Consider the following 25,841-nt stretch of genomic DNA (forward strand, 5'->3'; position numbering starts at 1 on the left):
CCCGCCCATGCTCCTGTAGGAAAGCCGGGATCAGTGGTTCGGCAGATGCGTGCCGAGGTGCTTGCCTGCGATATAGCCGAAGGTCATGCCCGGCCCGAGCGTCCCGCCTGCGCCGCCGTAGGCCTCGCCCAGCACTGCCGACATGACGTTGCCCGCCGCGTAGAGGCCCTGGATCGGATTGCCGCTCCAGTCGAGCACTTGCGCATCGGCGTTGGTCTTCGGACCACCGGCGGTACCGAGCGCGCCGGCTTCCATCTTCACCGCGAAGAACGGCCCCTGATCGATCACGCCGAGCGTGCGGTAAGGCGGCTCGAACTCCGCATCGCCCCACATGTAGAAGTTGTCGTAGGTATTGTCGCCGCGATTGAAATCGTCGTCGTGGCCCTTGCGGACCAGATCGTTGAAGCGCGCGACCGTGGCAGCGAGGCCCTGCGGGTCGATCCCGGCCTTTTCCGCCAGTTCCTCCAGCGTGTCGGCCTGCATCATGAACGAAGGGACCGGGCCGCCCGGCGGGGTGTTGAAGGTCTGGTACTTGGCTCGATAGCGCTGGTCGATGATGAGCCAGTACGGCAGGTTGGCGTAGGCGTGCGTGCCCGCGTCGAAGGCATGGAGCGCCTTGCCCATCGCGTTGTAGTTGGCGGCCTCGTTCACGAAACGCTTGCCCGCGCGGTTGACGAGGATCGCGCCGGGGCGCGCGCGTTCGTCCGAGCCGAGCAGGTAGTTGGGCTTGGCAGCGCGGTGCTGGGGCTGGAATTCCAGCACGCTCTGTTGCCAGAAGGCGTGCTGCATGTTGCCGAGCTGGGCGCCCGCTTCGATCGCCATGAGCAGACCGTCGCCCTCGTTCTCGGGCACGCTGACCGGGCCTGTGAGGGGGCCGCGCAGGAAGGTCTTCACCAGCGTTTCGTTCCATTCGAAACCGCCGGTGGCGATAACCACGCCGCGCCGCGCACGCACGCGGTAATCGCGGCCATTGGCATCCTCGGCAACGACGCCGATTACCCGGTCGCCATCTTTCACGAGCTTGCGCGCGCGCTTCTCGAACTCGACGGGAATGCCGCGATCGATCACCGCCAGGAACAGCGATCCTGCCAGTGCCTGACCCAGACCACGATAGTCGCCGGCCTCGCGCTCGGCGAGCGTCGCTTCGTCCAGCGTGCCGTTGATCGCTTCCATCAGGCTGCCGCGCACCGGGTAGGCCATCTTGGTCGGGTTCACGCGGGTCGCCCACTTGCCGAGCCGCTCGAACGAGAAGGCATCGTTGTCGAGCGAGCGGCCGCCGTCGGGCTTGGCGCCGGGCATGTAGGGCTGGTAATCGGGGAAATCGGCGTAGGCGTGGAAGCGCACCGGGGTCTTGTCCGCAAGATAGCGGATCATTTCCGGCCCGGTTTCCATGAACGCCATCAGTGTATCGGGATCGAGCGCGCCGGGGGCCAGTGAGTCGAGATAGGCGACGACATCCTCGTCGTCCTCGGAAATACCCGCCTCGATCTGGTGGTGGTTGCCGGGAATCCACAGCATGCCGCCCGACATCGCGGTGGTGCCGCCGACCATGCCGGTCTTTTCGAGGATCACCACGTCCTTCGCGCCGAAGTCATGCGCGGCGATCGCTGCCGTCATGGCGGCGCCGCCCGATCCGAGCACGACGACGTCGGCCTCGAGATCCCAGTTCACGTCTTGTGTCATTCAGTCCGTCTCCCAACAGGCCGTTCGGCTGCGGCAGGATCGGCGCGGGAGGCCGTCACTGTCCGCTCGGTCTTTGCCGGGGCACTGTAAGTTTCGGCGGGGAATGGGGGCCACTCCGACATGTCATAGGGCAGGGTGGTTTCGGGCCTTCATGTCTCGTCATTGCGAGCGCAGCGAAGCAATCCAGGGCAGTCTTGAGCCGCCCTGGATTGCTTCGCTGCGCTCGCAATGACGAAGGTGCGGGAAAGGCGCCTCAACGCAAAGACGCCGCGCGTGACCCTTTCGGATCGCGCGCGGCGTCTGCATTTCTCAGACCCTTGTGTCAGGGCCGTCGGCGATTACTCGCCGAAGGTGCGCTGCCACCAGCCACGGCGCGGAGCCGGAGCGGCGTCGTCATTTGCCGATGCGGTCTCGGCGACGGGTTCCACCTCTGCGACCGGCTCGGGAGCCGGAGCAGTTTCGGCCTCGACATCCGCCTTCTTGCGGCGGGTGCGCTTGGGCTTGGCCGGTGCCTCTTCAGCGATCGGCTCAGGAGCCGGAGCAGCTTCGGCCTCGGCGTCCGCCTTCTTGCGGCGGGTGCGCTTGGGCTTGGCAGGCGCTTCCTCGGCGACCGGTTCCGGCGCTGCGGGCGCTTCGACGACGGCTTCGGCTTCGACGTCCGCCTTCTTGCGACGGGTGCGCTTGGGCTTGGCAGGCGCTTCCTCGGCGACCGGCTCGGACGCTTCGACGACGGCTTCGGCTTCGACGTCCGCCTTCTTGCGGCGAGTGCGCTTGGGCTTGGCAGGCGCCTCTTCGGCGACCGGTTCGGCCGGGACGATCGGCTCGGCGCTGATGCCGCCATCGGCGACCGGCAGTGCAGCCTCTTCGGCAGCCAGTTCGAGGCCTTCGGCGCCGATCACGGCGTCTTCGCCCTCGGCACCGTTTTCAGCCTCACCTTCACCGCGACGACCGCGACGACGGCGACCACCGCGACGGCGGCGCTTCTTGGGCGCATTGGTGTCGTCACCTTCCACCGTGGCTTCGGCTTCACCGGCTTCGTCGCCGTCCTCTTCGCCTTCGTCGGAAGCCTCAGCGGCTTCGACCGAGCCTTCGGTCTCTGCGGTTTCGGCAGCGTCATCCTCGCGGCGATCGCGGTTGCGGCCACGGCGGCGCTTGCGGCGCTTGCTGCGGCGGCCTTCGCCATCGCCTTCCGAAGCCTCGGTGCGCTCGCCACGCTCGGCGGCTTCTTCGGCCTCCAGTTCTTCGTCCTCGTACTCGTCCTCGACGAAGTCGTCCTCGACGTCCTCGGCGATGGGTTCGAAGCGGGGCACGAACTCGTTGCGCGGACCCGAAGACATGACGCGCATCTTGGCGCCTTCGTTCTCACCCTCGGGGATGACTTCGACGGTGACACCGTAGCGTTCCTCGATGTCGGCCAGATCGGTGCGCTTGGCGTTGAGAAGGTACACGGCCGCCTCGGTCGAGGCGAACAGCGACACGACGATGCCCTTGCCCTTGGCCGCTTCGTCCTCGATCAGACGCAGCGCCGACAGACCCGCCGAGCTGGCGGTGCGGACGAGGCCGGTGCCGTCGCAGTGCGGGCACGAGCGCGTGGTCGCTTCCAGAACGCCGGTGCGCAGGCGCTGGCGGCTCATTTCCATCAGGCCGAAGCTGGAAATGCGGCCAACCTGGATGCGCGCGCGGTCGTTCTTGAGCGCTTCCTTCATGGCCTTCTCGACCTTGCGGACGTTCGAGCCGTACTCCATGTCGATGAAGTCGATCACGACGAGGCCGGCCATGTCGCGCAGGCGCAGCTGGCGGGCGATTTCCGCCGCCGCTTCGAGGTTGGTGGCAACCGCCGTCTGCTCGATCCCGTGCTCCTTGGTGGCGCGGCCCGAGTTGATGTCGATCGAAACCAGTGCTTCGGTCGGGTTGATGACGATGTAGCCGCCCGAACGCAGCTGCACGACGGGGTCGTACATCGCGGTCAGCTGGTCCTCGGCGCCGAAGCGCTGGAACAGCGGAACGGGGTCGGCGTAAGGCTTAACCTTGCGGCCGTGGCTGGGCATCAGGAGCTTCATGAAGTCCTTGGCGGCGTGGTAGCCGGCCTCGCCCTCGACGATCACTTCCTCGATGTCGCGGTTGTAGATGTCGCGGATGGCGCGCTTGATGAGGTCGCTGTCCGAGTGGATCAGCGCCGGCGCGGCCGAACGCATCGTCTGTTCGCGCAGTTCGTCCCACAGGCGGGCGAGGTAGTCGAAGTCGCGCTTGATCTCGGTCTTGGTGCGCTGGAGGCCCGCCGTGCGCACGATGCAGCCCATCGAGCGGGGCAGGTCGAGTTCGGCGATGATCGACTTCAGGCGCTTGCGGTCCGAAGCCGAGCTGATCTTGCGGCTGATGCCGCCGCCGTGGCTCGAATTCGGCATGAGCACGCAGTAGCGACCCGCGAGGCTGAGGTAGGTGGTGAGGGCCGCGCCCTTGTTGCCGCGCTCTTCCTTGACGACCTGGACGAGCAGCACCTGGCGGCGCTGGATGACGTCCTGGATCTTGTAGCGGCGGCGCAGCGCCATGCGCTTGGCGCGCAGGTCGTCAGCTTCCTTCGAACGGCCCGAGGGACGGCCACCCTGACGGCGACGGCCACGGCCGCGGCGGCCATTGCCTTCACCGTTGCCTTCCGACTCCTCGTCGCCGTGCTCGCCTTCATCGCCTTCGTGGAACGGGTTCTCGACCGAACCGTCCTCGATCGTGGCGACCTGGTCCTTCTCCGAAGTGTCGACTTCGGTCAGGCCGCCATCATCGTTGTAGTCGCCGTCCTCGTCCTCATCGTCGCCTTCCGAAGCGCGCAGGGCGGCTTCTTCCTCGGCATGGGCGGCTTCTTCCGCCAGCAGGGCCTCGCGGTCCTCCTTGGGGATCTGGTAGTAGTCAGGGTGGATTTCGCTGAAGGCGAGGAAGCCGTGGCGGTTGCCGCCGAAATCCACGAACGCGGCCTGGAGCGAAGGCTCCACGCGCGTCACCTTCGCGAGGTAGATGTTGCCCTTGATCTGCTTGCGTTCGGTCGACTCGAAGTCGAACTCTTCAATGCGGTTTCCCTTGACGACCGCCACCCGCGTTTCTTCCGGGTGGCGCGCATCGATCAGCATGCGGGTTGCCATTTGGTATTCTCCGAGCGCGTCGACGCCGGGCCGGATCAGCCTGGCGGATGCGCGTATGTTCACTGTAGGCGGATGCGCCCCGCAGAATCACGACGCGGCCACTTTGGGCGGCGTTCCAGACTGCGAGGGCGAGATTTGGCGCAATGGTGGAGCAATCCAGCGCTCCATGCGCGACGAAATTAAAGACTGCCGGGGCAGTACATGCTTTGGCGAGCGGAAGATCGCGCGGCGTATTCGAACGCGCGGAAAGTTGCGACCACGCCGCCCGCGCCCTTTCGGGCGTCGAATGGCAAGGCGGCAACTGGCTTCTCATGGCTCGCTTCAACCTGATAAGGCGCTCCGGAAAAAGGATTATTTCCGGCTCCCTGGACCGAGGCTTGCGTCTGGCTCTGCCGGTCCCGTCCGGCGCCATATGGGTATGGTATTGCCGGATTGCGAGGACCGACGCGCATTCCTCGCCTCGGTTCTGCTGGCCTAGCATTCATGACGCAAGACGGCAAGTTGCTTGACCTGTTGGAATTCCGCGCATGAAAACGGCTGATCAGCCTGTGGGAAAGCGCGGGGGCGCAGGATTGCCCGTCCGCCAAACGCGGCTTAGTCCTTGGCGCAAATGTCGCGCACCTTGCAGTTGATCCTCGTCTTCGTTGCGCCGCTGGCGGTGCTCGCCGCCGCGTTCGCGGTGAGCGGAGCATGGCCGACGCGGGCCGGGGCCTACGACTACGTCATCCGCTTCGACCTGCCGGGCGTGAATGCGCCGATCGACCTGCCGCGCGTGGACGGGCCGCCCGATGCCAGCCGCCCGCTGGTGGTGATCGACGCGGGGCACGGCGGTTTCGATCCCGGTGCGGGCGGGGACGCGCTCAAGGAAAAGACCGTCGCGTTGCAGATCGCGCTCGCACTACGGGACAAGCTGCTGGCGGGTGGCGGCCTGCGCGTGGCGCTTACACGCGACACCGACCGCTTCATCGCGCTGGCCGATCGTCCGGACATTGCGCGCCGACTGAATGCGGACTTGTTCGTCTCGATCCACGCCGACAGTGCCGAAGCCGATTCGGCGCGCGGGGCAAGTGTCTATGTCCTTTCGGAAAAAGGATCGAGCCAGGCCGCCGAGCGCTTCGCCGAGCGCGAGAACGGCGCCGACCGGGTGAACGGCATCAAGCTGTCGAAGACCAGCGCGGAAGTGGGCGCGATCCTGCTCGATCTCTCGCAGCGCGGGGCGCAGGCGCGCTCCACACAGGTCGCGACGCTGCTGCTGCGCGAACTGGGCGACGCGGGCGTCGGCATGCACCGCGATCGGCCCGAGACCGCCGCGCTGGCGGTGCTCAAGGCGCCCGACATGCCCTCGATCCTGTTCGAGACGGGCTATATCAACAACCCCGAAGACGCGAAAACGCTGGGCTCCAGGCAGGGGCAGGATGTGCTCGCCGAGGCCGGTGCAAAGGCGATCCGCGCTTATTTCGCGAGGAATGCGGGTGCCTGATTGCAGGCTCTCGTCGCAAGCTATCTGGCCTTGCGCCGAAACGCCGTGCTAGAGGGCGCACGCAATGACCGACGCGATTGATCCCGGCGAACAGCCGCCCGAAGACGCGACCTACCGCATCCGCCGCGATGGGCCGGGGCGCCTCGCAGCGCTGCGCAAGATGTGGCGCGAACGCAAGTGGATGCGCCGGTTCGGCTACCTGTGCATGGCGGGTTTCGCCGGTATCGCCGCGTTCTGGGTGTTCCTTGCCCACGATCTGCCGGATGCCAACAAGTTGCTGGAATACCAGCCCCCGCTGCCGACGATGGTGCGCGGGATAGACGGCGAGATCGTCTATTCCTACGCCCGTGAGCGGCGCGTGCAGTTGCGCTTCGTCGATTTCCCCCGGCCGCTGGTCAACGCCTTCCTCTCGGCCGAGGACCGCACGTTCTGGACGCACGGCGGCGTCGATATCGGCGGCCTTGCGGGCGCGGTGGTGGACTATGTCACCAAGTACGGATCGGGCGTGCGCGCCAAGGGCGGCTCAACGATCACCCAGCAGGTCGCCAAGAACATCCTGATCGGCGACGAATATTCCGTGACGCGCAAGCTCAAGGAAATGATCGTCGCCCGCCGTATCGAGGGCGTGCTGACCAAGCAGCAGATCCTAGAACTCTACCTCAACGAGATCCCGCTCGGTCGCCGCTCGTTCGGCGTGCAGGCCGCTTCGCGCGCCTATTTCGACAAGGACGTCGAGGACCTGTCGCTCAGCCAGAGCGCGTTCCTCGCGATCCTGCCGCGTGCGCCGGAAGTCTATGGCCGCAAGAAGAACGAGGACCGCGCGATCGAGCGCCGCAACTGGGTGCTCGACCAGATGGTGCGCAACGGCTGGGCGACGCCTCAGGCCGCCGCCGCTGCCAAGGCCGAACCGCTCGGCCTCGTCACCCAGCGCACCAGCACCTACGAGCCGTCGAACGGCTACTTCCTGGAGGAAGTGCGCCGCCGCCTGATCGGCAAGTACGGCGAAAAAGCCGAGGACGGTCCGAACAGCGTCTATGCGGGAGGCCTGTGGGTTCGTACTTCGCTGGATCCGGCGATGCAGGTCGCGGTGCGCGATGCGCTGCGCAAGGGGCTGCTGCTCTACCACGGCAATCGCGGCTTCGTGCACCCGATCGCGCATCTGAACGACCTTGAGAACTGGCAGAGCCAGCTCGTCGTCGCCAACAAGACGATCGACTACAAGGACTGGCGCGTCGGCGTCATCCTCGACATGTCGGGCAGCACCGGGCGGATCGGTTTCTCCGACGGCAATGTGTCCACGCTGACCGGCATTTCCGACAAGGCCAAGGTCGGCGATCTCGTCGCGGCGCAGCCGGTGGGCGGCAGCACCTGGGCGCTTCGCGGCATTCCCGAGGTCTCGGGCGGCATGATCATCGAGCAGCCCGGTTCCGGCCGCATCCTTGCCATGCAGGGTGGCTTCGATTCCGGGATCGACAGCTTCAACCGCGCGACGCAGGCCGAACGCCAGCCCGGCTCGACCATCAAGCCCTTCGTTTATGCGACGGCGCTGCAGAACGGCATGACGCCCGCGACGCAAGTGCTCGACGGCACGTTCTGCGTGTTCCAGGGCGCGGGGCTGGGCAACAAGTGCTTCCGCAACTTCGGCGGCGCGGGCGGTTCGGGCAGCCACACGCTGCGCTGGGGCCTCGAACAGTCGCGCAACCTGATGACGGTGCGCATCGCCAATGACGTTGGCATGGCCAAGGTCACCCGCACGTTTCACAACATGGGCATCGGCGACTACCAGAAGTACCTCTCGTTCGCGCTCGGCGCGGGCGAGACGACGGTGGGACGCATGATCAACGCCTACGCGGCGCTGGCCAACAACGGCGTGCAGTTCTCCGGCTCGGTGATCGATTACGTGCAGGATCGCAATGGCAAGGTCATTTGGCGGGCCGACAAGGGCACCTGCAACACCTGCAACATGGCGCAGTGGGACGGCAAGCCGATGCCGCGCATCCAGCGCGTCGGCAAGCAGGTGATGGACGCGCCGACGGCGTACCAGACCGTGCACATGCTCGAAGGCGTCGTCACGCGCGGCACGGCGGAGCGCCTGCGCGACCTCAAGCTGCCGATGTTCGGCAAGACCGGCACCACCAACGGCCCGACCGACGTGTGGTTCATGGGCGGCAATCAGGACTACGTCGGCGGCGTCTATATCGGCTACGACACGCCTCGCTCGCTGGGCGGGTACGCGCAGGGCGGCCGCATCGCCGCGCCGATATTCAAGGACGTGGTGCTGGCGACTCCGGGCCGCTGGTCGCACCAGCCGTTCGTCGCGCCGCAGGGAATCCGCATGGTCCGCATCGACCGCGTGACCGGCAAGCGCGTCATGGGCGTGGAGCCCACCGACGAGCCGAAAGCCTCGGTAATCTGGGAAGCGTTCAAGCCCGACACCGAACCGCGCCAGTACACGGCGGAGGACGAATTCACCCGTCGCCGCGATGCGCTGGTGGCCTCGATCCGCAGCGCCCGCGACGCGCGCGATGCGAATGCGGCGGCAGCGGCCGGTGACATGGGCAACTTTGCGGAAGAGCAGGGCGGGGTATACTGACCCCGCCTGGCCGGACGGGACATGCGCCGCCGGCCGAACAGGAGGGGAAGTCGATGAAGAGAATGGCGGGTATGCGCAGCCTCGCAGGCTGCGGTGTCATGGCCCTGATGCTGGCAACGGCGCCGGTCGCGTCCGGACAGGCGGTTCCAGCGGCGCAGGAAACGAGCGCCGCGCCCGATGTCCGCCCGGACGTCGCGGCCTATCTCAAGGCGTTCTACGCCAAGCCCAACCCGCCTTTCACGCGCGAACTGCTGATGCAGATCCACAAGCTGCCGCCCGCCGCGCTGGCGGCGATGGCGCAGCAGGATCTTCCCATCGGCAATGTGACGACGAAGGACGTGACGATGCCGGGACCCGGCGGGCCGATGGCGCTGCGCCTGTTCGATCCACGCCCCGAGCGTGGTCCCGGGCCGGTCGTGGTGTTCTATCACGGCGGCGGCTACGTCCTTGGCAGCATCGATACCCATGCCGGTCTCGCGGCAGAGATCGCGCGGCAACTGGACCTGCCGGTGGTCTCGGTCGAGTACCGCCTCGCGCCCGAGAACCCCTGGCCCGCCGCGCCTGACGACGGCGAGGCGGCGGCGCGCTGGGTGGCGGCCAACGGCAAGGCCTTCGGGCGGGAGTTCACCGGCCTGATCCTCAGCGGCGACAGCGCGGGCGGCAATCTGACGCTGATCACGGCGGCTGCCCTGCGTGACAAGCCTGCGGCCGCGCCGGTGGTGATGCAGATCCCGATCTATCCGGCGACCGATTTCGGCAAGCTCTATCCCTCGTCAAAGCTGTTCGCGGAAGGCTACATGCTCGACGCGAAGAGCATGGCGAGCTTCACCGAGCACTATGCGGCCGATCCCAAGAGCCCGCGCACCTCGCCGATCCTCGGCGATCTGGCGGGCCTGCCGCCGACGGTGCTGGTGACGGCGGGGCTCGATCCGCTGCGGGATCAGGGCCGCGCCTATGCCGCCAAGCTGGTCGAGGCCGGGGTGCCGACCGCCTACTTCGAGGGAAAGGGTCTGATCCACGGCTTCGCGACGTTCCGCAAGGCGATCCCTTCCGCCCAGACCGACACGGCGGCGTTCCTCCATGTCGCCAGGGCGATGCTTGACGAGGCCGCGCCTCCAAAGAAATGACACGATCGTGTCAACATGACACCCCGTTTCCATGGAAACGGGAGTATCTGAGTCGCGTCATCCGCTGGTAGGACTGGTCGATGAGACCATCCGCCTGAACGGCCGCCTGCGCAGCGTCTTCGGCGAGGCGCGGGCGGGATGCGCGCTCAACGACAGCGAGCACATGGTGCTCACCGCGGTGGTGGAGGCGCAAGACGCCCCGACCGTCGCGCAGATCGGCCGCTCGATGGGTCATGCGCGCCAGCTGGTGCAGCGCGCTGCCAATGCCCTGCGCGATGCCGGGCTGGTCGAGACGTTCGAAAATCCCGCACACAAGCGCGCCATGCTGCTGCGTCCGACCGCGAAGGGTGCCGCGCTCAAGCGTCAGATCGACGCGCGCGCCGATGCACTGGCCGCGCAGCTGGTGCTCGATTCCGAGGAAGTCGCGGCCGCGACGGCCGCGCTGCGCGCGGTGCGCAGGCAGATAGAGGCGCATTTCCGCGCTCGCTGAGGAGAGGATGATGGACGCCGATCTCGACCGGCTGGCCCCAGTCGGGCCGCTGACCGAATGGCTGGACGCCTTCGTGCCCGAACTGGGCAAGGGGCCGCTGCGCACTGCGGTGCTTTCGGGGGGCACCTCGAACGTCGTACTGACGCTCGACCGGGGCGAAAAGCCGATGGTCATGCGCCGGCCGCCCGCCGTGCCGCCGCCGGGCGCAGAGAAGGGTGTTTTGCGCGAGGCGCGCATTCTGACGGCACTCAATGGCACCCAGGTGCCCCATCCGGTGTGCTACGGGTCCTGCGCGGAGGATAGCGTGGTCGGCGCGCCGTTCTACGTCATGGAGAAAGTCGAGGGCTGGGCGCCCAACCTTCGCGGCGAGAAAATTCACAACGAACCGCCCTTCGATACGATGCCTTGCGAATACGGCATCCCCTTCGCCATCGTCGATGGGCTGATCGCGCTCGCCAACGTCGATCACGAGGCGATCGGACTTGGGGACTACGGAAAGCCAGGCCGGTTTCTGGAGCGGCAGGTCGATCGCTGGGCGGGCCAGGTGGCGTCCTACAAGGAACGCTACGGTTACGAGGGCCGGGTGCTCGAAGGCTATGCCGAGACCGAGGACTGGCTGCGCAATGCTCGAATGCCGCCCGAAGTGCGCGGGATCATCCATGGCGACGTCGGCACGCCCAACATGATGTTCCGTCATGGACCTCCGGCGCGGCTGGCGGCGATGATCGACTGGGAACTGTCCACCATCGGCGATCCGATGATCGACATGGGCTGGTTCACCGGCGGCATGCGCGACGAGGACGATCCGGGCAGGGAGTTCCCGACCGCGCTCAACAACCCGGCCAACTTCCCGACGAAGCAAGAACTGGCGCGCTATTACTGCGCGGGCACCGGGCGTGACATTCGCGACTTCGAATGGTTCTCGGTGCTCTCGAAATTCAAGTCGGGGTGCCTGCTCGAATACAAGGTGGCGCAGGCCGAGGCGGGGATTCTGCCGAAGGAGACGGGGCGCTTCTTCGCGCGCATCGTCGAGCAGTGCTTCCGCGATACCGCCGCGCAAGTGGCGAGAATGCAGTGAATTCCTCCCCGGTACGGGGAGGGGGACCACTCGAAGAGTGGTGGAGGGGCACGCGCCGGATCGCCTGCCGCCGAGCGCGCACGCAATCCCGCACGTGCCCCTCCACCATGCTGCGCATGGTCCCCCTCCCCCGCAGGGGGAGGAATGGGAGAGAACGATGATCGATTTTTCGACGGACCCCGAATTCCAGGTCAAACTCGACTGGATGGACCGTTTCGTGCGCGACGAGTGCGAGACGATGGACCTGCTGTTCCCCGAACAGGGCGCGCAGTTCGATCCTTCATATGCGGCGGCGCGGCGGCACCTGAAGCCGCTGCAGGAACAGGTGAAGGCGCAGGGGCTCTGGGCCTGCCACCTCGGTCCGCATCTGGGCGGGCCGGGTTACGGACAAGTCAAGCTGGCGCTGATGAATGAGATCATCGGCCGCTCCACCTGGGCGCCGACCGTCTTCGGCACCGCCGCGCCCGATACCGGCAATGCCGAAATCCTCGCCCTGTTCGGCACGGCGGAGCAGAAGCAGAAGTATCTTGGCCCGCTGATGGCCGGCGAGATCGTCTCGTGCTTCTCGATGACCGAGCCGCAGGGCGGCGCCGACCCCGACGTCTTCACATGCCGCGCCGTGCAGGAGGGCGACGAATGGGTGATCGAGGGCGAGAAGTGGTTCTCCTCCAATGCCCGGTTCGCCAGCTTCCTGCTGGTCATCGCGGTCACCGATCCTGATGCGCCGCTGACCGAACGGATGAGCATGTTCGTCGTCCCCGCCGACACGCCGGGGATCGAGATCCTGCGCAACGTCGCCATCGCCGGGGACTTCGATCCGGAGAACGGGCATCACGCGCACATCCGCTACAACCGGGTCCGGGTGCCGCTCGACCATATGCTCGGGGGGCCGGGCGAGGGGTTCAAGGTGGCGCAGGCGCGGCTGGGCGGCGGGCGTATCCACCATGCCATGCGCACGGTGGGCATGTGCAACCGCGCGCTCGACATGATGCTGGAACGCGCCGTCTCGCGCCGGACCAAGGGCGCGATGCTGGGCGATCACCAACTGGTGCAAGCCAAGATCGCGGACTCCGTGATCGAACTGGAGCAGTTCCGCCTGCTGGTGCTCAAGACCGCATGGCTGATCGACGAGATCGAGGCGGGCCGCCTGAAGCACGGCGCGGCGCGCAAGCACATCGGCATGTGCAAGGTGGCGATGGCCTCGGTCTATGCGAACGTCGTCGGGCGGGCGCTGGAGGTGCATGGATCGCTGGGCATCTCGCTCGATATGCCGCTGGCCAAGTGGTACGGCGGCAACATGGCGCTGGCCTTCGCGGACGGACCGACCGACGCGCACCGCTCGCAACTGGCGCGCGCCTATCTCAAGCGGGTGAAACCGGCGGAAGGGCTGTTCCCCTCCGAACACATCCCGACGCGCACGGAGAAGGCGCTGGAACGCTATCCGAACGCGAGAGGTGCCTGAGATGGACCCGCTGTTCGATTTCACCGGCAAGGTCGCGCTCGTCACCGGCGGTTCGCGCGGGCTGGGCTACCAGATGGTCCGCGCCTTTGCCGAGCGCGGGGCCGACATCATCGTTGCCAGTCGCAAGCTCGATGTCTGCGAGGCGGTCTGCGAGGAAATGCGCGCCCTTGGCCGCAAGGCGATCGCGATCAGCGCCCACGTCGGTCGCTGGGACGAGTGCGAGCGGCTGGTGGAGGAGGCTTATGCCGCCTTCGGGGCTGTGGATATCCTTGTGAACAATGCGGGGATGAGCCCGCGCATGCCCAGCCACGAAGTCAGCGAGAAGCTGTTCGATTCGGTTCTCAACCTCAACTTCAAGGGGCCGTTCCGGCTCTCGACGCTGGTGGGCAAGCGCATGTTCGACCGCGCCGAGGCGGGCGGGCCGGGGGGCTGCATCATCAACGTGACCTCCTCGGGCTCGATGATGCCGCTGCCGCAGGTGGTGACCTACGGCTCGTCCAAGGCGGCGCTCAATGCGATGAGCCGCTCGCTGGCGTGGGAATATGCGCCGCACGTGCGGGTCAACACGCTTTCACCGGGCGCATTCCGCACCGACATCGTCGAGGCATGGCCCGACAAGGGGCAGGGGCCGATCCCGATCCCGCGCGGGCATGCGGCGGAGCCGGAGGAGATCGTCACCGCCGCGCTGTTCCTTGCAAGTCCTGCTTCGGTCAACGTGACGGGCTCGATCGTGCGCTGCGATGGGGGGCAGCATTGAGCGCGCGGGCGGTCATCGGCCGCGCCTTCGGGCCGCCGGAGAGCTATGCCCTCGAAGCGTTCGATCCCGGCGCTCCCGGCGAGGGTCAGGTGCGCGTCGCCATCAAGGCGGCGGGGGTTTCCTACGTCGATGTGCTGACGGCGATGGGCCATTACCAGTTCAAGCCGCCGCTGCCCTTCATCCCCGGAAGCGAGGCGTCGGGCGTGGTCGAGGCGGTGGGGCCGGGCGTGACGCACCTCGCCCCCGGTGACCGCGTGTTCTGCGGCGGGCTGGGCGGTCTCTTTGCGGAGGCCAACCTGTTCAATGCCGCGAACATGGCGAAAATCCCGGAGGCGATGAGCTTCGAACAGGCCGCCGTCTTCGCGGTGAACTACCAGACTGCCTACTACGCGCTGGCCGATCGCGGGCGGGCGCAGCCGGGAGAGACGCTGCTGGTGCTCGGCGCGGCGGGAGGGACCGGCTATGCGGCGATCCAGGTTGGCAGGCACCTGGGGCTCAGGGTGATCGCCTCGGCATCGAGCGAGCGCAAGCAGGCGGCAGCGCTGGCCGGCGGCGCGGACGCGGTCGTCACCACGGGCGCGCAGGACTGGCGCGAACAGGTCGTCGCGGCGAACGGCGGCAAGCCTGTCGACATCGTCTTCGATCCTGTCGGCGGCGAGGCGACCGAGCCGGCGTTTCGCAATCTCGGCTACGACGGGCGGCACCTCGTCATCGGCTTCACCGCCGGGATCGCGGCGCTGCGCACGAACCTGCCGCTGCTCAAGTCCGCGAGCCTCGTCGGCGTGCAGATGCGCGATCATGCGCTCAGGCGTCCGGTCGAGGCGGAAGCCATGCGGCGCAAGGTGATGGAACTGGCGGGCGAGGGCGTGTTCTCCCCCGCGATCGCGCAGCGGTTTGCCCTTGAGGACTACGCCGCCGCCATGGACGCGGCCTTCTCGGGCAGGCCTGCGGGCCGGGTGGTGCTGGTCATGGAGTAATCTGGAATGAGGGACGTCGTTCCGGACCTGATCCGGGACGACGATCACCCCGATCGCCTCAGCAACCCGACCTGAATTGCTGCGGCGTCAGGCCCGTCCAGCGCTTGAAGGCGCGGCCGAAGCTGGTCTGCTCGCCATAGCCGAGGCGATCGGCGATCTCGTCGAGCGAGAGGCGTCCTTCGGCAAGGTACGCCTTGGCCAGGGTTTCGCGCTGCTTCTCCACCAGTTCGGAAAACCTGGCCCCTTCCGCCGCCAGCCGTGACTGCAGGGTGCGCACGGACATGCCGGTCTTCTCGGCGCAGCGTTCGATCGCGCACGAACCCGTCGCCAGCGCGCCGCGAACATAGCTTTCGACCTTGTCGATGATCGACTGGCCCTGCGCCGATTTCACCCGCTGCAGATAGGAGCCGAGCAGGCGGTAGAGCAGCCTGTTCGCGCTCGGCACCGCCTGTTCCAGCGAGCGGACCGGGAACACCACCGAATTGCGGTTGGCCCGGCTCCGCACCCGGCAGCCGAGGGTCTTTTCCAGTTCCGGCAGGTCGGTGGAGCGCGGATCGGCGGACAGGCTCACCCAACTCGGCTTGAAGCCCGGGCCGCCGATCGCCTGCAGCAGCTTCACGTTGAGCATCGCGGCCTGGTAGTGCGCCTGGTCGTTGACGCCGATGTCGGTGTTGACCAGCCAGGTCAGTTCGGCGGTCTCGCGCCCCTCGATCAGCACGACCTCGCAGTCGGGCGCGTGGACCACCGGCAGGAAGTCGATGAGGCAGCGAATCCCCGCACGGACCGTCGGCGCGGAGCGGCACAGCGCGGTGACGCAGCCGAACACCTCGGGGTCCTGGCTTTGCGCGATGTGCAGGCCGAACAGCGGGTCGTCGAACAGGGTGCTGCAATACTCGAAGGTATCGGCCATCTGTTGCGGCGCGATGAGGCTCTCCGGGTCGATCAGAACCCGGGCTTCCATCCCGTGTCGCTCGACGATGCCGCGCGCGTCGCGGCCGTGGCTGCGCGCCAGGCCGGCCAGCCCCGCGAAGTTCGCCGCCCGTACTTGTCCGCCGGCGGGCGTGACGTCGAGCGGTCCGTCGAGGCTGAAGAAACTTTCCTGGCCCATGGCCCCTGCTCCCTCGTTGGGGCGGACGCATTCGTCCTGTCCGGCGTCCAGTATCGAGAGCCTTGCGCGTAATGCCAATCCCCTCCCGCTTGCCTGTGGCAGCAGACGGGCAAGCACGAACGGGCGGGAGAGCACAGCCATGAAGACCATCGCCGATCACAAGCAGGCGGCCGACCCGCACATCCGCTATGAAAAGGACAAGGCGACGAAGATCGCCACGATCACCTTCAGCCGGATCGACAAGCACAACACCGCGACCATCGGGATGCGCGCGCGGTTCGGCGAACTGGTGTTCCGCGCCAACATCGACGACGACGTGAAGGTGCTGGTGATCCGGGGCGAGGGCGACAACCTGGGCAGCGGCGGCGACCTGGACGAGCACGGCGACCTCTACCTCAATCCCAAGCCGGGCGACGGTTTCCTGGTCGACATGGAAATCGAGGGCGGGGACGGGGACGGCGACGTGAAGTACCCCCCGCCGGGTTCCTATCGCTACCTGCACGGCCTCACCGACTTCTATGCCAAGGCCCGCTCCGGCAACCGGCCGCTGCAGGAGTTCAAGAAGATCTCCATCGTCGAGGCGAAAGGCTATTGCTACGGGTGGCATTTCTATCAGTGCGCCGACGCGGACATCATCGTCTCTTCGGACGATGCGCTTTTCGGCCATCCCTCGTTCCGCTATGCCGGTTGGGGGCCGCGCATGTGGCAGTGGCTGGAGATGGTGGGGCTGCGCCGCTTTTCCGAAATGCTGTTCACCGGCCGCCCCTTCACCGCCGACGAGATGTTCCACTGCAACTTCGTGAACGCCGTCGTCCCGCGCGATCGACTGGAGGCGGAGACGGCCAAGTACGCCCACGCCTGTTCAATCACGCGCCCGACGGACGTCGTGGTGGCGCAGAAGACCTTCATCGAGGCCTACAAGCAGTATCGCGGCGAGTACATGGGCAGCCTGCTTACCGGCTGGCTGGAAGGCATGTTGCCGCTCATGCAGGACGATGGCGCCGACGACGTCAACCTGGGCAAGAACGGCACGTTCGAGCAGGGAATCGGCAGGGTCGTGAAGAACCACGACCTGAATTACCCGCCCGAATGGCGGCTGTCGAAGGAAGGCCGCAAGGGGTGAGGCTTGTCCGGAAAATGCGCGAATGGGCATCTTCACGAGGGTACGCACCGATGCAGCCGGATCCGCCGCGAGCGGGACTTCAAACAAACGCCCCGGCGATGCCATCTACAATGCGCGCAATGCGGATCGATTTGCGCGCATTGTCGAGTAGCATTGCCTTCAGGTGATACGAATGGTGCCAGATCCGACCGGCAAAGAGCCGGCGGCAGCACGGGTGGGAACGCCGACGCCGACAGAAGCGCCTCGGTCCCGCCATTGGGAGAGAGCCATGGCAGAGACTTTGTTCTCGTTCGACAAGCGCAACTACCGCGATTGCCAGACCATGTTCCGCGGCGCTCGCGGCCAGGAATACTATCACGGCGATTTCTGGATAGAGGATGGTTCGACCACCATCGACGTGCGCTCGGAGCGCAAGGCAGTGGGCGCGATCTCGATCATCCGCCAGCGTTCGGCGGCTAACCTGTTCTTCCGCCGTTCGCGCCAGCATATCCGCGAGGATGCGACCGACCTGTCGATCCTGTGGTTCGTGAAGCGCGGCGAGCTTGCCGTATCGAACCAGTGCGGCGGCAAGGTGGCGCGCGCGGGGGACTTCATCATCACCCGCTCGATGTCGCCCTTCTTCATGGAGTGTCGCACCGGTGGCGACGGGATGCACGAAGTGCTGCACGTCACCGTGCCTACCCATATCCTGCGCGGCTTCGTGCGGCAGGACTTCAGCACCGGATTGTTCATGGCGATGGAGCGGGCCGAACTCGCCCTGGCCGAAACGCTGCTGACCGAGGTGTTCGTCGACGACGGCCGCATCGGCGAGGCGTCGGCGCGCTTGCTGGTCGATACCGCCCTCGGCCTGATCGGCAACGCCATCCGCGCCAGCGAGGACATGGCGCCGCCGCGCCAGTCCATCGCCGAGCGGCGGCTGGAGGACGTGCTGCGCTTCATCGAAGTGCACCTTTCCGACCCGCAGCTCTCGACCGCGATGGTGGCCAGGGGCTGCGGCATATCGCCGCGCTATCTCTCGTTCCTGCTGCGGCTGCGCGACACGTCGTTCTCGGAACTGGTGTGGGAACAGCGGCTGGCCAAGGCGAAGGCCTGGCTGTCCAGTTCCGATCCGCGCGACATCTCGATCAGCGAGATCGCCTATGGCGTCGGTTTCAAGAGCCCGGCGCATTTCAGCCGCATGTTCAAGCGCGTCTTCGGCGCCAACCCGCGCGAATATCGCGGCGAGAGCGGAACCGGGGAAACCGTTGCGGCGCCGTCTGCGGAACCCTTCGCCGACTATCCTGCGCAGTATCCGGTGGCGAGCAACCTGCTGCAGTAGACGCCCCCGGACAAGGCAGGAAAAGGACGGGGGAGCGATGGTTCGCCGCGCTAGATAGTGCTTGCTTGCATTGGTCTCGGCGCTCGCCGATCCTGCGCGCCGGGGACGTCTGGAAAAGAGGAATGCCCATGAAAATGAAGCTCGTCGCGCTCACTCGCCCGCAGCCCGGTCGCGAGGCGGAATATCATGAATGGTACGATACCAGGCACCTGCCAGAACTGGTCAACAAGTTCGGTATGGCGGGGGCGCAGCGCTACAAGCTGGCGGCGCGGCTGATGGGCGAGGATCCCAACGAATTCCTCGCGATCTACGACGTCGAAGCCGATGATCCGATGGCTTTCCTTGCCGCGGTCGGCGCGGCATCGAAGGCGGGCGAACTGACGCAGAGCGACGCGCAGGACTTCGGCACCTGCTATACCGCGCTGTTCACCGAGCATGGTGAGCGAGTGGTGCCGGGATAACCCTTCCTCGTCATTGCGAGCGCAGCGAAGCAATCCATAGCGGCGTCAGACCGCCCTGGATTGTTTCGCTGCGCTCGCAATGACGAAGTAAGAGATTCAGCGCCCCGTGAACTTCGGCGGCCGCTTCTCCTTGAGCGCCTGGATACCCTCCAGATGGTCGGCGCTGCGGACCGATACGCTTTCATAGGCGATCCCGGCATCCATCAGCGCCGTCGCCAGCCGCTTGATTTCTAGGTTGGTGAGGATCTTGGTCGCGCGGATCGCAACCATCGCGCCTGCCAGCAGCTTAGCGCAGAACGCATCGACCGCCGCGTCGAGTCCGTCTGCCGGAACGCAGTGGTTCACCAGCCCGATCTCCGCCGCCTTGTTCGCGGTGAGCAGGTCGCCGGTCAGCAGGTACTCCTTGGCCCGCGTCAGGCCGATCCGCTGCGCCCAGATCACCGCGCCGCCGTCCCCCGCGACGAGGCCGAGGCCGACGTGCGGGTCGCCGATCTTCGCGCCCTCGGCCGCGAAGATCACGTCGCACAGCAGCGCCAGCGTCGCGCCGAGGCCGACGGCGTGGCCGTTCATCCGGCATACCACCGGCTTGTCGATGTCGAGCAGGGTGGAGACGATGCGCTTGGCCACGCGCGTCTCGTGGTCGAAAAGGTGGGGGTTGCGCGCATTGTTCTCGATATGGTCGAGGTCACCGCCGGCCGAGAAGGCGCGGCCCGCGCCGGTCAGCACCACGACGTCCGAGCCGGTATCGACCTGCGCGAACCACATCGCTTCGGCCAGATCGTCGTGAAGCTGCAGGTTCACCGCGTTCAGCGCCTCCGGCCGATTGAGCGTGATGCGCAGCAGCCGTCCTTCGCGGGCCATCGCGATCGTGGCCAGTCGGGGCAGCGCGGGCGCGGTATCGGTCATGTCGGCAGGTCTCCTCTTCCCTCCAGCGTCATAGGCCGGACGGTATCGAGGGCCATGCGAAAACGTGATTTTGCCCAAACCCTTCGCTCCGGCGAAACCTTCGCCCCTCGCGTTGCCAAAGCGGGCGAAGTTCGATCTACCGGGCTGAACGCATGCGCAGCAGCGCGGCCCGGTGGAGAGGTAACGGCACGATGACGCAGTTCGACGAGACTTTCGACTGGGTGGTCGTGGGCAGCGGCGCGGGCTCGATGGCCTCGGCGCTGTTGATGAAGCAGGCGGGCAAGACGGTCGTCATCCTCGAGAAGGCCGAATGGGTCGGCGGCACGACTGCCAAGTCGGGCGGCGTCATGTGGATTCCGGGCAACCGCTTCATGGACCCCGGAGAGGACAGCCTGGAACGGGCGTGCCAGTACCTCGATGCGGTTGTGCCCGACGATGCGCAATCCCCGGGCACCAGTCCCGCGCGCCGCCGTACTTACGCGGTCGAGGCGCCCCGGATGCTGGACTTCATCGTCTCGCAAGGGGTCAGGATGGAGCGCGGCTCCCGCTTCTGGCCCGACTATTACGATGAACTTCCCGGGGGCATGAAGACCAGCCGCACCGTCACCGCGCTGCCCTTCGACAAGAACGAACTGGGCAAGGAATGGGCGGCCAAACTGCGCAAGGGCTTCCTCGAAGTGCCGGTGAAGCTGGACGATGGCATGAAGCTGCCTTTCATGAAGCATTCGTGGGAGCTGAAGCGGACCTTCATCAAGATCGCCTTCAAGTTCGTCGCGGGCAAGCTCACCGGCAAGCACTGGGTGACGGCCGGTGCGGCGCTGCAGGGCCGGATGCTGAAGGCCGTGCTGGACAAGCAGGCGGCGCAGATTCGCGTGAAATCCCCGGTCCGTGAAGTCATCATGGATGGTGCAAAGGCCGTGGGCGTCCTTACCGAGAAAGACGGCCAGCCCTGGCGCGTCGGCGCGCGGCTGGGCATCCTGATGAACGCGGGCGGGTTCTCGATGAACCAGGCGATGCGCGACACCTATATGCCGGGCACGCAGTCGAAGTGGTCCAACGGCATCGAGACCGATACCGGCGACATGCACCGCGAACTCGCTGCGAAGGGCGCGGTGCTGGCGCAGATGGACCAGATGGTCGGCTTCCAGATGACCGACGCGCCCGGCTGGGACACCGACTACGTCAAGCCCGGCACCCAGAGCACCACCGCCAAGCCCCACGCGATCCAGGTCGACCAGTCGGGCCTGCGCTACATGAACGAGGGCGGCTCCTACGAGGCGTTCTGCGAGACGATGCTGGTGCGCAACCGCACCGTTCCTGCGGTGCCGAGCTGGGCGATCCTCGACCAGCAGTACATGGACGAATATGCCGTCGCCGGTAAGGGCACGGCAAAGAAGAACATGGCCAAGTGGCTCGCCTCCGGCTGGATGCGCAAGGCCGGCACGGTGGGCGAACTGGCCGAGGTCATCGGCGTGCCGCCCGGCGCGCTGGAAACCACGGTCGCGCGCTGGAACGGCTTCGTGCGCGGCGGCCGCGACGAGGATTTCCAGCGCGGCGAGCGGGCTTACGACAACTTCCTTGGCGATCCGTTCTTCAAGGACGGCCCCAATCAGACGATGGGCACGATCGACAAGGCGCCGTTCTACGCCTTCCCGGTCTATCCGGGCGACGTCGGGACTTACGGCGGCGTCGTGTGTGACTGCGATTCGCGCGTGCTGCGCGAGGACGGTTCGGTGATCGAGGGGCTCTATGCCTGCGGTGTCACCACCGCCTCGCCGATGGGCCGGGTCTATCCCGGCGCCGGGGCGAGCGTCGGCCCGTCGATGACCTTCGGCTGGATCGCGGCCAAGCACGCGGCCGGCATCGGCAATCAAGTGTCCTGAAACGCAGATACCGCAGGGGCGGTTCGCCCGTCCTTGCCAGCGGGGCCTGCCCTGAACCAATGTTCAAACATCCCAGCAGCCGCGAGCTGTCCGAGAGAGGAACCATGAGCGACACGCTACAGAACCGGGCGACGCCCGACGCCGCCACGCAGCTCGACATCTATCGCCGGATGATCCGCATCGAGCGCAACGATGATCTCACCCGCCAGCAGATCCGCCGCGGGCGCATCACCGCGCCGTACTATTCGGCACGCGGGCAGGAGTGCATTCCCTCGGGCATCTCGGTGCTGCTGAACGACGACGACAAGATCTGCACGATCTATCGCGGCATTCACGACATGGTCGCCAAGGACATGCCGCTGCGTCCCTTGTGGGCGGAGATCTGCGGCCGCGTCGACGGCACCTGCAAGGGCAAGGGCGGCCCGATGCACCTGACGCACCCGGAAACGGGCGTGATGGTGACGACGGGCATCGTCGGCTCCTCGATGCCGATCGCCAACGGCTTCGGCTGGGCGGCGCTGCTCGACGGGACCAAGCAGGTCACCGTCGCCTATTTCGGTGACGGCGCGACCAACATCGGTGCCTTCCACGAAGCGCTGAACCTTGCCTCCGTCTGGAAGCTGCCGGTGATCTTCGTGTGCCAGAACAACGGCTTCGCCGAGCACACTCGGTATGAGAACGGGACTTCGGTGGACTTCATCGCCAAGCGCGCGATCGGCTACGGCATGCCCGGTTATACGGTGGACGGCAACGACCCGCTCGATGTCTACGCCCACGCCCACGCCGCTATCGAGCGCGCCCGCGCCGGTGAGGGGCCGACCCTGCTGGAGTGCAAGACCTTCCGTTTCATGGGCCACGTCTTCGGCGACAACGACGCCTACATGACCAAGGAGGAAAAGGCCGCCGCGATCGAGGCCGATCCGCTGCCGCGCTTCCGCCAGAAGCTGATCGACGACGGTGTCGCCACCGCGCAGCAGCTCGACGAACTCACCGCGAAGATCGAGGCCGAGGTCAACGACGCCATCGAATACGCAATGGCCTGCGAATTCCCGTCCGACGACGAACTGCGCCGCGACGTCTTTGCCGAGGAGATTCCGGCATGAGCACTGACACTCTCGAAGCCCCCGTCATCGAGACGGTGAAGATGAACGGCCTTCAGGCCATCAACGCCGCGCTGTTCGAGGCGATGGAGGCCGATCCCAAGGTCCTCGTGCTGGGCGAGGACATCGCCGACAACGAGGGCGGCGGCGTCGTCGGCGTCACGCGCGGCCTGTCGAGCAAGTTCGGCACCTTGCGGGTGCGCTCCACCCCGATTTCCGAACAGGCGATCATGGGGGCGGCGATCGGCGCGGCGATGGCAGGCTACAAGCCGGTGGCCGAGATCATGCTGATGAACTTCACGACCGTCGCCATGGACATGATCGTGAACCACGCCGCCAAGCTGCGCTTCATGTCGGGCGGGCAGAGCCAGGTGCCGCTGGTTATCCGTACCCTGACTGGCGCGGGCAACCAGACTGCCGGTCAGCACGCCGACTTCTACGAGGCCTGGTTCGCGCATACCGCGGGCATCAAGGTGGTGATCCCCTGGACCCCGGCGGACATGAAGGGGCTCTATCTCTCGGCGATCCAGGATCCCGATCCGGTCATCATCATCGAGAGCGGCAAGACCCTGTTCGTGCCGATGGACGTGCCGGTGAACCAGGGGCCGATCCCGCTTGGCAAGGCCAACGTGGTGATGCCGGGCACCGACCTCACCATCGTCTCCTATGGGCAGATGATGTTCACGGTGATGCAGGCGGTCGAGGAACTGACGGCTGCGGGCGTTTCGGTCGAAGTGGTGGACTTGCGCACGATCTCGCCGTGGGACAAGGAGACCGTGCTGGCATCGGCTGAGAAGACCGGGCGCCTGCTGGTGGTTCACGAAGCGGGCCGCAACTTCGGCCCCGGTGCGGAGATCGCCGCGACCGCGCAGGAAGTGCTGTTCGGCAAGCTCAAGGCGCCGGTCGGCCGCCTTGGCGCGCCGTATTGCGCGGTGCCTTTCGCAAAGAAGCTGGAAGATGCCTATCTCGTGCAGCCGCCGGAGATCGTGGCGGAAGCCAAGCGACTGATGGCGATCTGAAGCCTCTCTGCCCTCCCGAAAGCGGGAGGGCAGCACGAAATGCTCTCGTCCCCCTCCCGCTTGCGGGAGAGGGCAGGGTGCCTGCTTATCCCAAAACCGCCTCTTCGCGCTTTTCCGGCCTGATGTAGATCGACGTGATCTTCGGGGAGAGCGCCTTCATTCGCGTCTCGAGTTCCTCGATCAGCGTCTCGGCTTCACCCATCGGCAGGTCGTCGGCAAAGTCCGCGCTGATCGCCACGAATACCGCGTCCGGTCCGGTGTGGACGGTACGCACGTGGTTGACCGAGGTGATATGCGGGTTGCCTTCCATGACTGCGCGCAACTGGGCGATCAGTGCCGGGTCGGCGGCTTCGCCGATCAGCAGGCCCTTCGCTTCGCGCGCGAGCAGCACTGCCACCGCCGCCAGCACCAGGCCGATCAGCACCGATGCCGCACCATCGAGGCGCGGCTCGGCAAAATATCCGGCGGCCCATATGCCGAGCGCCGCTATCGCGAGCCCGATGAGCGCCGCGCTGTCCTCGAACAGCACGATGAATCCCGGCGGGTCCTTGGATCGACGGATCGCCTGCCACCAGCTCTGCCCGGCGCGACCCTGGTTGAACTCCTTGACCGCGATGGCCCAGGATGCGCCTTCCATGAGGAAGGCGACGGCCAGCACGATGTAGCTGAGGGTCGGGTCCTCCACGGCGCGGGGCGTGCGGATATGGGCGATGCCTTCATAGATGGAAATGCCCGCGCCGCCTGCGAAGATCAGGATGGCGACGACGAAGGCCCAGAAATACAGCTCGCGTCCGTAGCCGAAGGGATGCGCGGCATCGGGCGCGCGCTTGCCCTGCTTCTGACCGTAGAGAAGCAGGATCTGGTTGCCGCTGTCGACAAGCGAATGGACACCCTCGGTGGCCATGGCGGACGAGCCGCCGATCCCCGCCGCCACGAACTTGGCGACGGCGATGCCCATGTTCGCCGCTAGCGCCCCGTAGAGGACGATGTTCTCGCGGATGTGTCCGGAAGTCTTGGCCATGCCCGGCACAACGAGCAGCGGGGCAGGGCGTTGCGTAGAAGGTGGAGGCTTCGACAAGCTCGGCCTGAGCGGGTTTGAGAGGTTACTCTGCTTCCGCTCATCCTGAGCTTGCCGAAGGGTCAGCCCAGCGCTTCCCGACCCGTCTTCTCGTTCCACAGGTCGGGCGATCCGCAAAGCTGCAGGTTCAGCATCGCGCGCTTCATGAAGCGGTGAATCGGATGCTCCTCGGTCAGCCCAATGCCGCCGTGGAGCTGGATCGCCTCTTCGGTGACGAACGCGAAGGCCTCGGCCGCGAGCGTCTTCGTCGCGCCGCACTGGACGAGGGTTGCAGCATCGTCGCGCACCCGGTTCCACAAGAGCGCCTCGGCCACGGCAATGCGTGCCTTCATATCGGCGGCGCGGTGCTTCAGGGCCTGGAACATGGCGATCGGCCGGTCGAACTGGCGGCGCATCTTCATGTACTCGATAGTGAGTTCCAATGCTGCATTCGCGGCACCGAGGCAGTCGGCCGCGATGGCAAGGTGCGCTTCGGGCGCCAGCGCGTCGTGCAGCGCCGCGGCGCCGTCCGCGTCAGTGAGCATGAGTGCCGGATCGGGCGCGTATCCATCCAGCACGAGGTCGAACAGGCGCCGGCTGGGGTCCCAGATCGCGCGCTCTACGATCGAGACGCCCGGCGCATCGATCGGCACGAGGGCATAGCCGCCGGGCAGCTTCGCCACGATCGCCACCGCCATGCCCGCATCGAACACCCCGCCGACCACGCCCGAAAGCGTGCCGTCCGATGCCGTCTCCAGTTTCGCGGGGAGCAGGTGCAGGGGGGCATATTCTCCGCCCGCCAGCCGTTCCAGCCACTCGGTGCGCGTGGCAATCTCGCTCGCCAGAACGGCCTGCAGGCCCAGTTGCGCCGGGATCAGGGGCGTCGTCGCCAGCACGCGGCCCATCTCGAAATGGATTGCGGCGGAAGCCTCCCGATCAAGGCCGAGGCCGCCGTCCTCTTCGGGCAGGCGCACCATCAGCCAGCCCATCTCGGCGACGAGGCTCCAGCTTTCGTCGCGCCCCGGGGAGAGGATGCCTGCGGGGAAAGCCTTTTGAGCGGCGTCGGTAAGTTCGTTGAGCTCGATCAT

The 25,841-nt window shown here is 66.5% G+C and carries 20 protein-coding genes; 14 read left to right on the plus strand and 6 right to left on the minus strand.

Annotation, left to right across the window (positions count from 1 at the left end):
- Nucleotides 1-30 precede the first annotated feature (30 nt).
- Nucleotides 31-1,683, minus strand: a complete 1,653-nt coding sequence (locus ACODRZ_RS01915; RefSeq protein ID WP_488970855.1) for an FAD-binding protein — start codon at nt 1,681-1,683, stop codon at nt 31-33.
- A gap of 338 nt (nt 1,684-2,021) precedes the next feature.
- A complete protein-coding gene (locus tag ACODRZ_RS01920; RefSeq protein ID WP_488970854.1) occupies nt 2,022-4,814 on the minus strand; it encodes an Rne/Rng family ribonuclease in 2,793 nt (930 codons plus the stop codon).
- Between the two features lie 610 nt (nt 4,815-5,424).
- Here ACODRZ_RS01920 and ACODRZ_RS01925 point away from each other — a divergent pair.
- The 8 genes from ACODRZ_RS01925 to ACODRZ_RS01960 all read left to right on the plus strand — a co-directional run bounded on the left by ACODRZ_RS01925 (nt 5,425) and on the right by ACODRZ_RS01960 (nt 14,778).
- Nucleotides 5,425-6,294, plus strand: coding sequence for an N-acetylmuramoyl-L-alanine amidase family protein (locus ACODRZ_RS01925; protein ID WP_488970853.1), 870 nt, complete (start codon nt 5,425-5,427; stop codon nt 6,292-6,294).
- A 64-nt stretch (nt 6,295-6,358) separates the two neighbouring features.
- The gene (locus ACODRZ_RS01930; protein ID WP_488970852.1) at nt 6,359-8,887 is read left to right on the plus strand and encodes a penicillin-binding protein 1A; all 2,529 of its coding nucleotides are present in this window, start codon (nt 6,359-6,361) and stop codon (nt 8,885-8,887) included.
- A gap of 62 nt (nt 8,888-8,949) precedes the next feature.
- Nucleotides 8,950-10,014 (plus strand): alpha/beta hydrolase, encoded by a 1,065-nt coding sequence (locus tag ACODRZ_RS01935; RefSeq protein ID WP_488970903.1) that lies wholly within the window; start codon nt 8,950-8,952, stop codon nt 10,012-10,014.
- Nucleotides 10,015-10,045: 31 nt separating this feature from the next.
- Nucleotides 10,046-10,504, plus strand: a complete 459-nt coding sequence (locus ACODRZ_RS01940; protein ID WP_488970851.1) for a MarR family winged helix-turn-helix transcriptional regulator — start codon at nt 10,046-10,048, stop codon at nt 10,502-10,504.
- 10 nt (nt 10,505-10,514) lie between these two features.
- A complete protein-coding gene (locus ACODRZ_RS01945; protein ID WP_488970850.1) occupies nt 10,515-11,582 on the plus strand; it encodes a phosphotransferase family protein in 1,068 nt (355 codons plus the stop codon).
- A 157-nt stretch (nt 11,583-11,739) separates the two neighbouring features.
- Nucleotides 11,740-13,044 (plus strand): acyl-CoA dehydrogenase family protein, encoded by a 1,305-nt coding sequence (locus ACODRZ_RS01950; RefSeq protein ID WP_488970849.1) that lies wholly within the window; start codon nt 11,740-11,742, stop codon nt 13,042-13,044.
- 1 nt (nt 13,045) lies between these two features.
- The gene (locus ACODRZ_RS01955) at nt 13,046-13,801 is read left to right on the plus strand and encodes an SDR family NAD(P)-dependent oxidoreductase (protein ID WP_488970848.1); all 756 of its coding nucleotides are present in this window, start codon (nt 13,046-13,048) and stop codon (nt 13,799-13,801) included.
- A complete protein-coding gene (locus ACODRZ_RS01960; RefSeq protein WP_488970847.1) occupies nt 13,798-14,778 on the plus strand; it encodes an NADPH:quinone oxidoreductase family protein in 981 nt (326 codons plus the stop codon). The genes ACODRZ_RS01955 and ACODRZ_RS01960 overlap by 4 nt, the downstream gene beginning before the upstream one ends.
- 58 nt (nt 14,779-14,836) lie before the next feature.
- Here the strand turns inward: ACODRZ_RS01960 and ACODRZ_RS01965 are convergent, their stop codons facing one another.
- Entirely contained in the window at nt 14,837-15,886 is a 1,050-nt protein-coding gene (locus tag ACODRZ_RS01965) for an AraC family transcriptional regulator (protein WP_488970846.1), read from the minus strand.
- A 139-nt stretch (nt 15,887-16,025) separates the two neighbouring features.
- Here ACODRZ_RS01965 and ACODRZ_RS01970 point away from each other — a divergent pair, with 139 nt between their 5' ends.
- From ACODRZ_RS01970 to ACODRZ_RS01980, 3 genes are all read left to right on the plus strand, one after another.
- The gene (locus tag ACODRZ_RS01970; RefSeq protein ID WP_488970845.1) at nt 16,026-17,009 is read left to right on the plus strand and encodes an enoyl-CoA hydratase/isomerase family protein; all 984 of its coding nucleotides are present in this window, start codon (nt 16,026-16,028) and stop codon (nt 17,007-17,009) included.
- A 268-nt stretch (nt 17,010-17,277) separates the two neighbouring features.
- Nucleotides 17,278-18,327 (plus strand): helix-turn-helix domain-containing protein, encoded by a 1,050-nt coding sequence (locus ACODRZ_RS01975; protein WP_488970844.1) that lies wholly within the window; start codon nt 17,278-17,280, stop codon nt 18,325-18,327.
- A gap of 128 nt (nt 18,328-18,455) precedes the next feature.
- A complete protein-coding gene (locus ACODRZ_RS01980; RefSeq protein ID WP_488970843.1) occupies nt 18,456-18,788 on the plus strand; it encodes a hypothetical protein in 333 nt (110 codons plus the stop codon).
- A gap of 96 nt (nt 18,789-18,884) precedes the next feature.
- Here the strand turns inward: ACODRZ_RS01980 and ACODRZ_RS01985 are convergent, their stop codons facing one another.
- Nucleotides 18,885-19,694, minus strand: a complete 810-nt coding sequence (locus ACODRZ_RS01985; protein WP_488970842.1) for an enoyl-CoA hydratase/isomerase family protein — start codon at nt 19,692-19,694, stop codon at nt 18,885-18,887.
- Between the two features lie 191 nt (nt 19,695-19,885).
- Here ACODRZ_RS01985 and ACODRZ_RS01990 point away from each other — a divergent pair, with 191 nt between their 5' ends.
- The 3 genes from ACODRZ_RS01990 to ACODRZ_RS02000 all read left to right on the plus strand — a co-directional run bounded on the left by ACODRZ_RS01990 (nt 19,886) and on the right by ACODRZ_RS02000 (nt 23,696).
- Nucleotides 19,886-21,577 carry an FAD-binding protein gene (locus tag ACODRZ_RS01990; protein ID WP_488970902.1) on the plus strand — a complete coding sequence of 564 codons (1,692 nt, stop codon included), beginning with the start codon at nt 19,886-19,888 and terminating at the stop codon, nt 21,575-21,577.
- Nucleotides 21,578-21,681: 104 nt separating this feature from the next.
- Nucleotides 21,682-22,680, plus strand: coding sequence for a thiamine pyrophosphate-dependent dehydrogenase E1 component subunit alpha (locus ACODRZ_RS01995; RefSeq protein ID WP_488970841.1), 999 nt, complete (start codon nt 21,682-21,684; stop codon nt 22,678-22,680).
- A complete protein-coding gene (locus ACODRZ_RS02000) occupies nt 22,677-23,696 on the plus strand; it encodes an alpha-ketoacid dehydrogenase subunit beta (RefSeq protein WP_488970840.1) in 1,020 nt (339 codons plus the stop codon). The genes ACODRZ_RS01995 and ACODRZ_RS02000 overlap by 4 nt, the downstream gene beginning before the upstream one ends.
- Before the next feature lie 85 nt (nt 23,697-23,781).
- On the opposite strand, the gene ACODRZ_RS02005 is transcribed toward ACODRZ_RS02000, so the two are convergent.
- Both ACODRZ_RS02005 and ACODRZ_RS02010 read right to left on the minus strand, forming a co-directional pair.
- A complete protein-coding gene (locus ACODRZ_RS02005; RefSeq protein WP_488970839.1) occupies nt 23,782-24,717 on the minus strand; it encodes a cation diffusion facilitator family transporter in 936 nt (311 codons plus the stop codon).
- A gap of 119 nt (nt 24,718-24,836) precedes the next feature.
- On the minus strand, nt 24,837-25,841 hold the full coding sequence (locus tag ACODRZ_RS02010) for an acyl-CoA dehydrogenase family protein (protein ID WP_488970838.1): 1,005 nt from the start codon (nt 25,839-25,841) through the stop codon (nt 24,837-24,839).

This window comes from Novosphingobium sp. FG90, assembly GCF_057808725.1.

Bases quoted from the DNA above. Each gene is read 5' to 3' on its own strand.
- ACODRZ_RS01915 (WP_488970855.1), bottom strand. From the start codon at position 1,683: ATGACACAAGACGTGAACTGGGATCTCGAGGCCGACGTCGTCGTGCTC.
- ACODRZ_RS01920 (WP_488970854.1), bottom strand. From the start codon at position 4,814: ATGGCAACCCGCATGCTGATCGATGCGCGCCACCCGGAAGAAACGCGG.
- ACODRZ_RS01925 (WP_488970853.1), top strand. From the start codon at position 5,425: ATGTCGCGCACCTTGCAGTTGATCCTCGTCTTCGTTGCGCCGCTGGCG.
- ACODRZ_RS01930 (WP_488970852.1), top strand. From the start codon at position 6,359: ATGACCGACGCGATTGATCCCGGCGAACAGCCGCCCGAAGACGCGACC.
- ACODRZ_RS01935 (WP_488970903.1), top strand. From the start codon at position 8,950: ATGGCGGGTATGCGCAGCCTCGCAGGCTGCGGTGTCATGGCCCTGATG.
- ACODRZ_RS01940 (WP_488970851.1), top strand. From the start codon at position 10,046: ATGGAAACGGGAGTATCTGAGTCGCGTCATCCGCTGGTAGGACTGGTC.
- ACODRZ_RS01945 (WP_488970850.1), top strand. From the start codon at position 10,515: ATGGACGCCGATCTCGACCGGCTGGCCCCAGTCGGGCCGCTGACCGAA.
- ACODRZ_RS01950 (WP_488970849.1), top strand. From the start codon at position 11,740: ATGATCGATTTTTCGACGGACCCCGAATTCCAGGTCAAACTCGACTGG.
- ACODRZ_RS01955 (WP_488970848.1), top strand. From the start codon at position 13,046: ATGGACCCGCTGTTCGATTTCACCGGCAAGGTCGCGCTCGTCACCGGC.
- ACODRZ_RS01965 (WP_488970846.1), bottom strand. From the start codon at position 15,886: ATGGGCCAGGAAAGTTTCTTCAGCCTCGACGGACCGCTCGACGTCACG.
- ACODRZ_RS01970 (WP_488970845.1), top strand. From the start codon at position 16,026: ATGAAGACCATCGCCGATCACAAGCAGGCGGCCGACCCGCACATCCGC.
- ACODRZ_RS01975 (WP_488970844.1), top strand. From the start codon at position 17,278: ATGGCAGAGACTTTGTTCTCGTTCGACAAGCGCAACTACCGCGATTGC.
- ACODRZ_RS01980 (WP_488970843.1), top strand. From the start codon at position 18,456: ATGAAAATGAAGCTCGTCGCGCTCACTCGCCCGCAGCCCGGTCGCGAG.
- ACODRZ_RS01985 (WP_488970842.1), bottom strand. From the start codon at position 19,694: ATGACCGATACCGCGCCCGCGCTGCCCCGACTGGCCACGATCGCGATG.
- ACODRZ_RS01990 (WP_488970902.1), top strand. From the start codon at position 19,886: ATGACGCAGTTCGACGAGACTTTCGACTGGGTGGTCGTGGGCAGCGGC.
- ACODRZ_RS01995 (WP_488970841.1), top strand. From the start codon at position 21,682: ATGAGCGACACGCTACAGAACCGGGCGACGCCCGACGCCGCCACGCAG.
- ACODRZ_RS02000 (WP_488970840.1), top strand. From the start codon at position 22,677: ATGAGCACTGACACTCTCGAAGCCCCCGTCATCGAGACGGTGAAGATG.
- ACODRZ_RS02005 (WP_488970839.1), bottom strand. From the start codon at position 24,717: ATGGCCAAGACTTCCGGACACATCCGCGAGAACATCGTCCTCTACGGG.
- ACODRZ_RS02010 (WP_488970838.1), bottom strand. From the start codon at position 25,841: ATGATCGAGCTCAACGAACTTACCGACGCCGCTCAAAAGGCTTTCCCC.